The sequence below is a fragment of the Bacillus sp. SB49 genome (assembly GCF_000469135.2).
Classification (GTDB): Bacteria; Bacillota; Bacilli; order Bacillales; family Halobacillaceae; genus Halobacillus.
This window is the reverse complement of the sequence record NZ_CP048117.1, coordinates 1,075,566-1,087,962: the sequence shown is the minus strand read 5'-3', so window position 1 is coordinate 1,087,962 and position 12,397 is coordinate 1,075,566. Positions and strand designations below refer to the sequence as shown.

Below are 12,397 nucleotides of genomic sequence, written 5' to 3'. Positions count from 1 at the left end.
AAAAGTAATTGGAGGCGTTTACAAATGATGAGTATTCTAGAATTCTTCCGCAACCTACCGAAAAAACACTGCTCTACCTGTGGGCAGGTTATCGATGAAAAAGCAGACTGCTACGGAAACCTCTGCGACGAATGTGACCATCCGGCCCGCTAATCTTATTATTCCACAAATATCATAAGAAAGAACAGGAGATTTCAAGCAGCCGAGGCTGCTCTTTTTTTTGCACAAAAAAAACCACCCGGCAGAGTTTCTACTGGATGGAGAGTTTCTTTCGCTTCGTGGAATTGCGGATAAGTAATTGATGAGGGTAAACATACCTTCTCGGCATGACGGCTCCTGGATGGAGAAGCTGCTGAATCAGTATTTCAACCGTTTTATCCGCCATCTCCGTGACAGGTTGTTCCACCGTCGTGACAGAAGGTACCATCAGAAGGGAAATCATTTGATTATCGAAGCCGATGACTGCCAGGTCTTGTGGAATGCTCCAATCCGATGATGCCGATTCATAGATAAGCCCCGCGGCCACTTCATCTGATCCTGTGAAGACCCCGTCGATGTATGGATGATCTTCTTTGATGAAATGGAAGACCTTCTGTCCGTCCCCCACATCCATCGCCCAATCAACAGCAACCACTTCCGTCAGGTCCATTCCTGCTTCTTCCAATGCCTGATCGAACCCATGCCGTCGCTCCCTCACAAGATGCGACCCCGGACCTCCACTGACATAAGCAAAATGGCGGCAGCCCTGTTCAATGAGATGGGAGGTGGCTTCGTAGGCGGCCTGCCTATGATCCATATGCACCATAGGAATAAGCGGCTCGTCCATATATTCATTACAAAAAACAATCGGACCGGACTCCAAATACGGCTCCACTTCCTTCCAATCATTAACGACAGAAGCCATAATCATCCCATCCACCTGCTTGGTTTTCAACAACTGCAGATAGTCTATTTCTTTTTTCTTGGAATCGTGTGTCTGGCAAACAATGACCTGATAACCCCATTCCGACGCTTTCTCCTCAATTGCCTCGATTAAGTTTCCGAAGAAAGGATTCGTGAGACGAGGCAGGAGCACAGCGATCGTTTCCGTCCTTTGACTGCGGAGCCTTCGAGCAGAAGAGTTCGGGACATATCCCAGTTCCTTCATCGCCTGAAGGATACGCTGGCGTTTCTCCTCCGTCACGTAAGGTTGATCATTGATAACCCGGGATACTGTTGTCCGGGACAATCCCGCAAGTTTTGCTACATCTTCAATTGTAGCCATTCCTACTCCCCCTTGATGTTATCTTGAAAACGTTTCCAATTATCATGATACTAATCCTTCCGCCATCTTGCAAGCCCTGTCACTATACGAATCATAATATTTTTTCCTTTTTATGTAATGGATCATAGGTGCTGCGCGCTTAACGTACGCTTATTAAAAGGAAAAAAAAGGGAGTGTAAGCGTGGAGAAGGTCCTTATTTTCGCAGATCCCGGAGTGGATGATGGATTCGCCCTGCTTTATGCACTTAACCATCCGGACATCACCGTTACAGGTATCGTTGCAGATTATGGAAACGTCAGCCAGGAAGATGCTTTAAAGAACATCACGTTCCTGCTTGACCTGACCGACCAGCAGCAAATTCCAGTGATTGTTGGAGCAAAAAGACCGCTGTCAGGAAATCCTCCCGAGTATTTTTATGACATCCACGGAGTACACGGCCTTGGGTTTGTCGTCCCTGACAAATGCATCCAGCGCATTCACCCATTCCAGAAAATCTATCAAATCATCGATCAATATCGATCCGAATTGACCATCATCAGCCTTGCACGGCTGACTTCCCTCGCCCTCGCGTTCATACAAGCGGAGAGCAATGTAACGAAAGTGAAACAGACGCTTCTTATGGGCGGAGCTTTCCTCGTTCCCGGAAACCGAACGCCGCTTGCAGAAGCAAATATATACGGCGACCCACACGCAGCCGCGACGGTCATATCCAACAGCCGCAATACGACGCTCCTCCCGTTAAACGTCAGCAACCGGGCCATTGTTCCGGATCACATGATTGAATCCATTGCGAAGCAAGCGTCCGGTCCATATAGCAGCATCCTTATTCCGATGATCCGCTACTACAGCAAACAGTACGAAAAAATCCTGCCTGATGCAGGCGGTGCACCTCTGCACGATCTAATTGTTTTCTCCTATTTAATGCATCCGGAGTACTACCAGGTCGTCCATAAACAGGTCGAAGTCGTAACTGCCGGTCCATCTAAAGGGCTGACCTATGCTGATTTCCGCGCCGCTCCGGAGAAGGTACCGGGATCACCGGTCCACACCATTGCCCTTGATTTCAACAAGGAGCTTTTCCTCGACGACATCATGAAGGTGTTGGCATAGAAAAAGCTGCCGCACGTGTGCGACAGCTCCAGTTAGTTATTCAAATAGTCCACGACTTTCCGGACAGCCGCTTCTCCTTGATCGATACAGTCCGGCAGACCGATACCGTAAAAAGAACCACCAGCCAGATACACCCCCGGCAGGTGTTCGGCCATTTCTTCCGTCACGTGCTTCAGTCGATCCTTATGACCGACTTTGTATTGCGGCATACCGTGGTGCCAGCGGGTGACAACGGAGAATTCAGGGGCTGCCGTTATGTTCATCGTCTTGTTCAAATCCTTAAGGACTAACGCTTCTATCTGCTCGTCTGACAGATCGACCACTTCCTGATCGTCCGGTTTCCCGACATAGCAGCGCAGAAGGACTTTCCCTTCAGGGGTGGAATGCGGCCACTTCTTGTGGGTCCACGTACAAGCAGTGATTCGGAAATCACTGTTCCTCGACACGACAAAGCCCGTCCCATCAATATCCTTCTTAATAGCAGATGCGTCAAAAGCCATCGCAATGTTGGCGACAGACGTTGCATTCTTCTCCTTGAACGGCTTGAAGAAATCATACTGCGAGAACAAACGGCGGACAACGAAATGCGGAACCGCCAGAACGATCGCATCTGCCTGTTTGACCGTGCCGTTACTTAAGAGAAGGTGATACCCTTCCTCTTTCTTTTCAATATGATCGACACCTGTCCCTTTATGAACAGAACCAGGTTCTAAATGATCCTCAACCGCATCAACGAGTGAACCAAGTCCGCGCTTCAGCGTACGGAAAGCACTCGGCTTCTTCTGTCCTTTGACAGGCTTCGGGATCTTCCGCGTGGCACGAAGTCCTTTGATTAAGCTGCCATATTCCTGCTCCAAATCGTAGAAATCAGGGAACGTAGCCTGCATGCTCAATCGATCGATATCTCCGGCATAGATTCCCGATAACAGCGGCTCTACCAGGTTCTCGACAACCTGATTGCCGAGACGGCGGCGGAAGAAAAGTCCGAGCGACTGATCGCCTTCCACGGTTTTCTTCGATTTGATCAAGTCCATCGCCGCCCGCACTTTGCCTGCCGGAGTAAACAGTCCAGAAAAAAGAAACGGCCGAATCCTGGTGGGTATTCCCATAAAAGAACCGCTCGGCATCTTATGAAGCCTGCCGTTCACAAGAATGTACGACTGACCTGTCCCGTTTGGAACAAGCTCACTTCCAAGGCCTACCTCCCTTGCTAGGCGCCCTGCGGATTCTTTTCTCTCAAGGAAAGAATCGGGGCCACGCTCAATCGTGAAACCATCCTTCTGATACGTATGAATTTTACCTCCGAGGCGATCACCGGCTTCCATGAGCTGAACATTCATGTCCTTCCCGGAAGACTTCGCCTCTTTCTGAAGATAATAAGCTGCCGTTAAACCGGTGATACCGCCACCGATGACAACAACATCCTTCTTCTGTCCCATCCGTATCCCTACTCTACTTCAGCCAAGACGACTTCGGCCAAGGTCTGAATAAATTGAGGATTGGTATTCGGCATTTCCGGACGATAGTAATTCGCTCCAATTTCGTCACAGACGACTTTACACTCATAGTCGTTGTCGTACAGAACTTCGAGATGATCCGATACGAAACCGACGGGAGCATAGACGAAGCTGGTGTAACCGTTCTTCTCATACAGCTCTTTCGTCAAGTCCTGCACGTCCGGACCGATCCACGGATCCGGGGTGTTCCCTTCACTCTGCCAGCCGATTTCATATTGTTTAATTCCTGTAGATTCAGAGATGAGTTCTGCTGTCTTCTTCAACTGATCCGGGTATGGATCGCCGCCTTCAAGAATTTTCATCGGCAGGCTGTGAGCAGATACGATCAAGCACGCCTTCTCCCGTTCTTTTTCATCCATCTTGGCATACTCCGCTTCAATAACGCCGCTCCAATAATCGATAAATCCTTCTGCATCGTACCAGCTCTCGACAGATTGGATGGAAATGCCGTGTTTGTCCGCTTCTTCTTTTGCGCGACCGTTATATGATTTGACGCTGTACGTGGAATAGTGTGGGGCGAGAACGATGGAGACAGCCTCCGTAATCCCGTCTTGCGCCATTTGCGCCACCGCATCTTCCACGAACGGTTCAATATGTTTCAATCCAAGGTAAAGCTTGAATTCCACTTCATCCTGGATACCATTCAACTTATCTTCCAAAGCTTTTCCTTGGTCTTCTGTAATTTTAGCAAGAGGAGATATGCCGCCGATGGCGTCATACCGCTCGCGCAAATCCTGAAGCAGTTCTTCAGACGGTTTACGTCCTCTGCGTATATGAGTGTAGTACCTTTCCAAGTCCTCTTCTTTATAGGGCGTTCCATAGGCCATCACTAACAGCCCCATGCGTTTTTTTGCCATACTTATACACCTCTTCCGCTCTTTTTCGAATAATCATGAATCAGATTCGTCAATCGCTTCAGCGTTTCAGGCTTGATGTCCGGCGTCACACCGTGACCAAGGTTGAAGATATGGGCGGGATGCTTCCTGCCTTCATCAATGATACGTTTGGCACGCTCCTCGATCACTTCCCAGTCCGAAAGCAAAAGGGAAGGATCCAAGTTGCCCTGAAGCGGTTTTGTGATTCCGGCTTCTCTTGCTTCTGTAATCGACATTCTCCAGTCGAGACCGATGACGTCCACAGGAAGGTCATTCCATTCGTTGATCAAATGACGGGCACCGACACCGAACGTGATCAACGGGACACCTTCTTCTTTCAATTCAGAGAAGATCCGCTCCATGACAGGCTTGATATAAGTGCGGTAGTCTTCAACATTAAGGGAACCGACCCAGGAATCGAAGATCTGGATCGCTTTCGCACCAGCGGCGACCTGTGCCTTCACATAGGTAATCACCATGTCCGCCAATTTCTCCATCAGCTTGAACCAAGTCATCGGCTCACTGTACATCAACGCTTTCGTCTTATTATAGTTTTTGGACGGTCCGCCTTCAATCATATAGCTTGCGAGAGTGAAAGGTGCCCCGCTGAAACCGATCAACGGTACGGTCAGCTGTTCTCTCGTAAGCAGCCGGATCGTATCCATGACATAAGGTACATCCGACTCCGGATCGATGGACCCTAGTTTCTCGATATCCGCTTTACTTTTGATCGGGTTATGAATCACCGGCCCGATGCCTTTCTTGATCTCGACATCGACACCGATCGCCGGGAGCGGAGACATGATGTCTTTATAAAGGATAGCTGCGTCCACCCCGTACTGTTCAACCGGAAGCCTTGTTACATAAGCACAAAGCTCCGGTTCATGAGTAATTTCGAACAGCGAATATTTCTCTTTCAATTTCCGATATTCCGGTTGGGAACGTCCGGCCTGACGCATAAACCAGACCGGAGTATGATCCGTCTCTTCCCCTCGAAATGCTCTCAATATCGTATCATTTTCGATTTTATTCATCCTAAGGACTCCTTTATCACGTTCATCATTTATCCGCTTTCAACTATAACGATTTATCTTTTATGTGTATAGAAAAAAGGATAATTTGTCACTATTTTGTACTTTTTAACACGAGTCATCCGAAGGTAACGACGTTGGACCGGCGTCCTTCTTTCCCTGTTAATGGGTCATAAGGGACGATATAGTACGATTCCTGCTGGAACAGACGGAATCCATTGATCTTGTATTCTCCTTTACCAGTCACTTCTCCAACCTTAACATCTTCTCCGTTTTCCATTTTAAAAATACGGTAGATGATCCGGTCATCCTCAGGTACAGACCAGGTGATCGTGTGCCGGAACGAAGCAATACCGCCAAACCCGGCATCAGCACGGGCATCATCAATGACCGGCAGTTCGATTGGATCAGGCAGGCTCTCCACGCCGTCCGGTTTATCGAACGTTTCCTGCAGAGGTTGCTGCTGATCGATCCGGCTAAGAATTTCTTTCATCAACCGTGTCGGATATACACTGCTCCCATTCAGGACCTGATTGCCTCCGCTCTCATCATAGCCCATCCAAAGAGCGCCTGCGTACTGCGGGGTATAGCCTGTGAACCATACATCCTTCTTACCATTCGTGCCCGTCTTGCCCGCAAGCGCCTTCGGATAATTTCCAGCATCAGCTGTACCTTCTTCCACTGTCGCTTGCAGCATTTCCGTCATATACCAGGACGTCTGCGCATCAAACACTTTCGTTACAGAAGGCTTATGCTCATGGATGACTTCATCATTCCGGTCGAGGATCTTCCGAATCGTGTAGCTGTCCCGTACCGCTCCTCCTTCCGGAAAGGCGCCGTAAGCTTCTGTCATTTGTATAGGCGAGTAGCCGGTCGACAAACCTCCCAGTGCGATAGCAAGACCTTTATCTTTCGTCGGCAGGCCAAGCTTATCCAAGTACCCTTTTGCATAGGATATTCCGATTTTATCGAGCAGCCAGACGGCCGATACGTTCTTTGATTCCATCAAGGCCTGATACAGGGAAACTTCCCCGTCATATTGACCATCATGATTCTTCGGTTCAAAATCTCCGAACCCCTGAAACTCATCGGACAAAAGGGAGAACGGGTCATAGTCGCCGGTCATAAGAGCCGGCCCGTACACCGCCAGCGGTTTAATGGTGGAGGCCGGGGGCCGCTTCGCCTGTACCCTGTTGAAGTCTCCATGCTGGAAATTGCGTCCTCCGACCACGGCTACCAACGCACCGGTTCGATGATCCATCAACGTGAAAGCACCTTCGACTTCTCCCGCTGATCCGGGCACGAATTCCCCATTCTTCATTTCCCCTGCTGCGATCTTTTGAATCTCCGGATCCATTTCTACGATGATTCGGTATCCTCCCCTTTTCAGTTCATCACGGGAAATATGGTACCGATCCGCTGCTTCATCGATGACGAGATCCACATAACTGTTCGACCACGTTTCCGGCTCTTCGTCGTCTTTTTCAACAGCAAGTGTCGATCCCTGCATCTGCTTCATCGTAGCAGCGTCAATGGCGCCCACGTCATACATACGGGAAAGTACAACATTTCTTCTTTGTTCCGCTTCTTCCGGATGATCAAAAGGAGAGTACGTGTTTGGTGCTTTCGGAAGTCCAGCGAGCAGGGCTCCTTGAGCCACGGTCAAATTTTCCACGGATGTCTGGAAGTAATGCTGGGAAGCGGCCTCAATACCATAAGCGCCTTCCCCGAAATAAATTCGGTTCAAATACAGTTCCAATATCTCATCTTTCGTGTAATTCCTTTCCAGGTAGGAAGCCGCCATCATTTCTTTCGTCTTTCTCATCCACGTCTTCTCATTGGAGAGGAACAGGTTCTTCGCCACCTGCTGGGTGATCGTACTCGCTCCTTCCACTTTCTTCATGGCGATAATATCTTTATAGACGGCTCGCATAATGCCTTTAAAGTCTACACCGGAATGGTCCCGGAAGCGGCTGTCCTCCACTGCGATGAAAGCTTCCTGCACGTGCTCCGGAATTTGGGAGATCGGGACGACCTGACGATTCTCCGTATAGATCCGCTCGATGACGTCTCCATCCGGCGTTTCTACCGTCGTCATTTCATTCAATATCAAATCTTCTTCCTCTACAACAAACCGGCCGCCGAAAAGAATCGTCATATAGCCGATGAGTGCAAGCAGGAAGAAGGAACCAAGGACAATGCCCGGCCACTTCAACCGTTTGCTCCACGGCGGCAGTTTTTCTGTTATTTTCTTGAAGTTCAACTATTTGCATCCTTTCCTGCTATTCTCCTTCCTGCTTGCCATGGTGGATCGGCGGTTGGTAAACTGGAACCAACGTGAAGAAAGGAGACATCGGTTATGAAGGTTTCGATGACGCATGGTACATTAAACTATCTATCCAAACTGAAAGAGCAGCATCCACAAGCCCCTCTGTTTTTCATGCAGGACGGAGATAAGACCGTCGCTTATTATGAAGGGGAGGATACATCCATCTTTGAAGAAGGACGGGATTATGAAACCGTCGACCACGTCGGAACCGTTCAAGCGGACGGCTTCGTGGTCATGAATAACATCCCTGTCAGCGACGAAGGCCGTCCCGTATTCGAGGACCGCTTCAAACAACGGGCTGGAAATGTGGAACAGCGCGAAGGTTTTCAAGCCATCCGCATCCTCCGTCCTTTGAAAGGTAACACCTATGTCGTCTTCACCCAGTGGCGGAACGAACAGGATTTTGAAGATTGGAAGAACTCCAAATCCTTTGACGATGCCCATAAGAAGTCCGGACCGAAGCACGCGAAGAAGCCTTCTTTCATCGACGGTGACGCTTATATCACCAAATACCATATGACACAGCTTGACGGGTAGTATAGAAAAGTGAGCGGCACGAGGCCGCTCACTTTTTTTGTTGCTTGAAATATCAGAGGAAACCCGCGAAGCTGTTCGTTCAGCCCTGCCCTTCCTCTTCTGCGTCCTTCAGCACTTCCTGATGAAAGAAATCATCGAAAGCTGTGACGGACTGCTCGCCGACGATCCGTGCCTGCTCTTCCCCGTCTTCAAAATGGACGAGCGTCGGCGTCGATTCAATGCCGTATTCCTGGAATTGATCTTCAAACTCATCCAAATTCAGCTTCTTCATATCAACTCCGAGTTCATCGGTCATCGGAACAAGCACCGGGGTCGTCCGCTGACAGTGGACACAGGTAGGACTGTAAAAGTAGACCGTAACCGGCTCCCCGGACGCGATTTCTTCCTGTAGATCGTCCGGCTGGATCTGGTTCTGATAGTTCGGATCATCAAGCTGATCGATCGTCGCCTGATCCAAGTTGTCTTTTCCATAAGGATTATCCGCCGTCTTCTGGCCGTTTTGATAGTTAACGACTACAATCAGGACGACAATTAATACAGCGAGAATACTTGCAAAAATGATCATATTCTTTTTCATGCTTCTTTTCTCCCCTTCTGTCTAACAAGTGTCAAATGAATGATGAAGATGATAAGGAATGCGATACCGGCCAGAAAAGGAATCGTGATGAAACCGAATACGTTGATGTATTGCCCGTTACAAGGGACAAGTCCGCAGCTGTCGGTCGTCGACAGTGCAGGAATTTTCTGGATACAGTAATGGTAGATCGATACGAGTGAACCGATTCCACTCATGAAGAGCCCCGGCAGGGCGATGTCCATATTTTTCTTGATCAGAGAAGTACCGTAAATCAGGACGAGCGGATACATAAGGATCCTTTGATACCAGCACAGCTCGCACGGAATATAGCCGAGCACTTCGGAAAAGAACAAACTCCCGGCGGTAGCGACGAGCGCCACTGCCCATATAAGGAAAACCCGTGTTTCCATGTCTTTTTTCATACGCCAAATCCTTTCTTAACCTCTCTCTCACCTGCCATTATACAATGGATCCAAAGGAAAACAAAGGGATTTCCCGGCTGCCGGACAACCGCCTATTTCCAGGGAAATACCCACCGTCTTCCTCCAATATATGAGTGCTGATGTTTAAAGGAAAAGGCACGGGGAATGATAATTATAGACCATGTTTTACGAAAGGATGTTGCTCGATGGATGAAAAAATGAAAGCATTGATCGAAGGCTTAAACGAGGATTTGTCCCATGAGTATGCGGCATCGATCATGTACACGTATAATGCCGCTGTCGTCACAGGCTTGTACCGGTCTGTTTTAAAGCCGTTCTTTGAAAGTGAAGTAGCCGACGAGCAGGGCCATGCCCTCTATTTGGCAGAAAAAATCAGCACACTGGGCGGAACGCCTACGACGACTCCGGCAGAAGTAAAACAGTTGAAGGATGTCCGGCCGATGCTCGAAGAAGCGAAAGAGGCAGAACGCCAGACGATTCAACGGTATGAAGAACGTAAAGCGCAGGCAGAGGAACTCGGGCTGACAGAGTTGTCCGTCAAGCTTGATGATATGATTGCAGATGAAACCGGCCACATGGAAGAAATCGGCCGCCTGCTGCAGGATTCACGCCTTCACGATTAACAGCATATCCAGAAAAGCCCCGGCCGTGCCGGGGCTTTTCTTATTATCAGAATAATAATATTTGTTTGTGAATGCCTCGGGAGTGTATTAAAATTTACACATAGGAAAAGGAGGCAGATAAACATGTGGGATAATATTTTCCAAGCGATCGACGATTTGTACGACAAGATGGTCGAAACGAGAAGGTACTTACATCAGCACCCGGAAGTTTCCTTTGAAGAGGAACAGACAGCGAAATACATTGCAGGTACATACGAGAAGCTGGGCATCCCGTATGAAACGGGCATAGGAGGTAACGGCGTCATCGCCACTCTGAAAGGCGGGAAACCAGGTAAGACCGTCGCTCTGCGTGCGGATTTCGACGCACTTCCGATTCAGGAGGAAAACGATGTCCCCTACCGCTCGAAAAACGACGGTGTCATGCATGCCTGCGGCCATGACGGTCATACAGCAGCGCTCCTCGGGTTAGCAGAAGCCGTTCTGCCGTATAAAGAAGAGATTCCGGGAACGATCCTGTTTCTTCATCAACATGCCGAAGAATATGCTCCCGGCGGGGCGAAACCGATGGTGGAAGCCGGCGCTATCGACGGCGTCGATGCTGTCTTCGGTACCCACTTATGGGTCGATGCCCCATTCGGAACGATCCAGACGTCCAAGAGCGCGTTCATGGCCGGTGCCGACCGCTTTGAGATCACCATTCACGGTAAAGGCGGACACGGAGCAATGCCTCATCAAACAAAAGATGCTATTGTCATCGGCTCCCAGCTCGTCACTTCCCTGCAGCAAATCGTGAGCAGACGTGTAGACCCACTTAAAACGGCTGTTGTCACTATCGGAACGTTCGAGGCAGGACAAACATTCAACGTCATTGCAGACTCCGCTAAAATTACCGGCACCGTCCGGACGTTCGAAACAAAAGTCCAGGATTCCATTATCGAAGAAATCGAGAAGATCCTGAAAGGGACATGTACCGGTTATGATGCAGCGTACACCCTGGAATATCATAAAGGATATCCTCCTGTCATCAATCATGCGGAAGAGGCCGAGTTAATCCTAAAAAATGCTCCGAAAGCAGAAGCCGGGCTGGAAACAGAAGAAATAGCTCCAAGCATGGCCGGCGAAGACTTTTCCTATTATTTGCTGGAGAAACCGGGCGCCTATTATTTCACCGGAGCAAGACTACCGGACCACTATTACCCTCATCATCATCCGAAATTCGACTTTGATGAGCGGGCAATGAAACACGCTGCAAAGACGCTGTTCCAAACATTCCTCAGCTACCAGAAAAACCATAAACATTAAAGAATCCGGAGACGGCAGCACTGCATCGCCGTCTCCCCTAAATGATGAAGCATTCTGCCATTTACGGCGAATCCCACTACAGCCCCGACTCCAGGGAGCAGTTGGAACAGCTTCACAAAATCAATCGTATCCCGATATTCCTGCTGAAGAGTCTGCCAATCCATCTGCTTCGCTTCTTCCGGAAGCTCTTCCCACTTCCAAAGCTTTTCTTTCACCCCTGCTCTCGCCTCATCACTTGAGAAAGCGAGCAGAAATATATGAAGAAGATAAAGCCTTTCTTCATACCTTTCCACTTGCCATCCATAAACCTGACCTGCATCAAATAAAAACTTCATTTTTATACTTAAGAGCAGTGGGAAGTCGGCCAACCCGATCCAGAAACCTCCGAGGCCTGTTCCAGCCCCCTCTAATGCCGCACTCCTGCTATATTTACGGCGCAGTTCCATCACTTTCTCTTCCTTTTCTGCAAACGTCCATTCCGGATCTACTTCGACCCGATCTATATATTTCGATGTTGTCAAAGCGGTTTCGATCATTCCTTTGACGGCTTCCGTGACTACCTTATGCACGTTGTCCGGAATTTTATCATTCACTTTCGTCTGAAACCGCTTGGATGACCGCTGCAGCCGGGAAGGTCGTTTCTCAAGCGCGCGGGCCCACCGCTCGGCTTCACTCTTTACACGTGATTCATAGGACATGTATCTCCCTCCATTCCGATTATTATATGAAAAATCCGGACATGCCGGTCTTCCGAGGAGGAATGCCGGGACAATGTCCGGATGAAGCCG

Annotated in this window: 13 protein-coding genes; 5 read left to right on the top strand and 8 right to left on the bottom strand. The window is 49.1% G+C overall.

The features are described from left to right. Positions 1 to 24: 24 nt before the first annotated feature. A complete protein-coding gene (gene yhfH / locus M662_RS05595; RefSeq protein ID WP_081694921.1) occupies positions 25 to 153 on the top strand; it encodes a protein YhfH in 129 nt (42 codons plus the stop codon). Between the two features lie 97 nt (positions 154 to 250). Here yhfH and M662_RS05590 read toward each other — a convergent pair whose 3' ends face one another. Beyond that, complete coding sequence (locus M662_RS05590; protein WP_008638866.1) at positions 251 to 1,264, bottom strand: LacI family DNA-binding transcriptional regulator; 1,014 nt, start codon at positions 1,262 to 1,264, stop codon at positions 251 to 253. A 181-nt stretch (positions 1,265 to 1,445) separates the two neighbouring features. Between M662_RS05590 and M662_RS05585 the strand changes: the two genes are divergently transcribed. Continuing rightward, positions 1,446 to 2,375, top strand: coding sequence for a nucleoside hydrolase (locus M662_RS05585; protein WP_026578342.1), 930 nt, complete (start codon positions 1,446 to 1,448; stop codon positions 2,373 to 2,375). A 32-nt stretch (positions 2,376 to 2,407) separates the two neighbouring features. Here M662_RS05585 and hemY read toward each other — a convergent pair whose 3' ends face one another. The 4 genes from hemY to M662_RS05565 form a co-directional block, all read right to left on the bottom strand. Further along, complete coding sequence (hemY, locus tag M662_RS05580; RefSeq protein WP_026578341.1) at positions 2,408 to 3,814, bottom strand: protoporphyrinogen oxidase; 1,407 nt, start codon at positions 3,812 to 3,814, stop codon at positions 2,408 to 2,410. Positions 3,815 to 3,822: 8 nt separating this feature from the next. Next, complete coding sequence (gene hemH / locus M662_RS05575; RefSeq protein WP_008638872.1) at positions 3,823 to 4,749, bottom strand: ferrochelatase; 927 nt, start codon at positions 4,747 to 4,749, stop codon at positions 3,823 to 3,825. Positions 4,750 to 4,751: 2 nt separating this feature from the next. Continuing rightward, positions 4,752 to 5,801 carry a uroporphyrinogen decarboxylase gene (hemE, locus tag M662_RS05570; protein WP_008638874.1) on the bottom strand — a complete coding sequence of 350 codons (1,050 nt, stop codon included), beginning with the start codon at positions 5,799 to 5,801 and terminating at the stop codon, positions 4,752 to 4,754. Between the two features lie 115 nt (positions 5,802 to 5,916). Further along, a complete protein-coding gene (locus M662_RS05565; protein WP_236096539.1) occupies positions 5,917 to 8,061 on the bottom strand; it encodes a transglycosylase domain-containing protein in 2,145 nt (714 codons plus the stop codon). Between the two features lie 96 nt (positions 8,062 to 8,157). Between M662_RS05565 and M662_RS05560 the strand changes: the two genes are divergently transcribed. Next, positions 8,158 to 8,664, top strand: a complete 507-nt coding sequence (locus M662_RS05560; protein ID WP_008634803.1) for an antibiotic biosynthesis monooxygenase family protein — start codon at positions 8,158 to 8,160, stop codon at positions 8,662 to 8,664. Between the two features lie 79 nt (positions 8,665 to 8,743). On the opposite strand, the gene M662_RS05555 is transcribed toward M662_RS05560, so the two are convergent. Together M662_RS05555 and M662_RS05550 are read right to left on the bottom strand one after the other, a co-directional pair. After that, entirely contained in the window at positions 8,744 to 9,241 is a 498-nt protein-coding gene (locus M662_RS05555; RefSeq protein WP_008634799.1) for a thioredoxin family protein, read from the bottom strand. Then, the gene (locus M662_RS05550; protein WP_152522229.1) at positions 9,238 to 9,663 is read right to left on the bottom strand and encodes a disulfide oxidoreductase; all 426 of its coding nucleotides are present in this window, start codon (positions 9,661 to 9,663) and stop codon (positions 9,238 to 9,240) included. Before M662_RS05550 ends, M662_RS05555 begins: the two co-directional genes overlap by 4 nt. 206 nt (positions 9,664 to 9,869) lie before the next feature. Between M662_RS05550 and M662_RS05545 the strand changes: the two genes are divergently transcribed. Further along, the gene (locus M662_RS05545; protein WP_008634790.1) at positions 9,870 to 10,307 is read left to right on the top strand and encodes a ferritin-like domain-containing protein; all 438 of its coding nucleotides are present in this window, start codon (positions 9,870 to 9,872) and stop codon (positions 10,305 to 10,307) included. 123 nt (positions 10,308 to 10,430) lie between these two features. Next, positions 10,431 to 11,609 (top strand): M20 family metallopeptidase, encoded by a 1,179-nt coding sequence (locus tag M662_RS05540; RefSeq protein WP_008634788.1) that lies wholly within the window; start codon positions 10,431 to 10,433, stop codon positions 11,607 to 11,609. On the opposite strand, the gene M662_RS05535 is transcribed toward M662_RS05540, so the two are convergent. Continuing rightward, positions 11,606 to 12,307 carry an EcsC family protein gene (locus tag M662_RS05535; RefSeq protein ID WP_008634779.1) on the bottom strand — a complete coding sequence of 234 codons (702 nt, stop codon included), beginning with the start codon at positions 12,305 to 12,307 and terminating at the stop codon, positions 11,606 to 11,608. The genes M662_RS05540 and M662_RS05535 overlap by 4 nt on opposite strands. Between the last annotated feature and the right edge of the window lie 90 nt (positions 12,308 to 12,397).

Coding starts and splice junctions, on each gene's coding strand:
- yhfH (WP_081694921.1), top strand. CDS start 25: ATGATGAGTATTCTAGAATTCTTCCGCAACCTACCGAAAAAACACTGC.
- M662_RS05590 (WP_008638866.1), bottom strand. CDS start 1,264: ATGGCTACAATTGAAGATGTAGCAAAACTTGCGGGATTGTCCCGGACA.
- hemY (WP_026578341.1), bottom strand. CDS start 3,814: ATGGGACAGAAGAAGGATGTTGTTGTCATCGGTGGCGGTATCACCGGT.
- hemH (WP_008638872.1), bottom strand. CDS start 4,749: ATGGCAAAAAAACGCATGGGGCTGTTAGTGATGGCCTATGGAACGCCC.
- hemE (WP_008638874.1), bottom strand. CDS start 5,801: ATGAATAAAATCGAAAATGATACGATATTGAGAGCATTTCGAGGGGAA.
- M662_RS05560 (WP_008634803.1), top strand. CDS start 8,158: ATGAAGGTTTCGATGACGCATGGTACATTAAACTATCTATCCAAACTG.
- M662_RS05555 (WP_008634799.1), bottom strand. CDS start 9,241: ATGAAAAAGAATATGATCATTTTTGCAAGTATTCTCGCTGTATTAATT.
- M662_RS05550 (WP_152522229.1), bottom strand. CDS start 9,663: ATGAAAAAAGACATGGAAACACGGGTTTTCCTTATATGGGCAGTGGCG.
- M662_RS05545 (WP_008634790.1), top strand. CDS start 9,870: ATGGATGAAAAAATGAAAGCATTGATCGAAGGCTTAAACGAGGATTTG.
- M662_RS05540 (WP_008634788.1), top strand. CDS start 10,431: ATGTGGGATAATATTTTCCAAGCGATCGACGATTTGTACGACAAGATG.
- M662_RS05535 (WP_008634779.1), bottom strand. CDS start 12,307: ATGTCCTATGAATCACGTGTAAAGAGTGAAGCCGAGCGGTGGGCCCGC.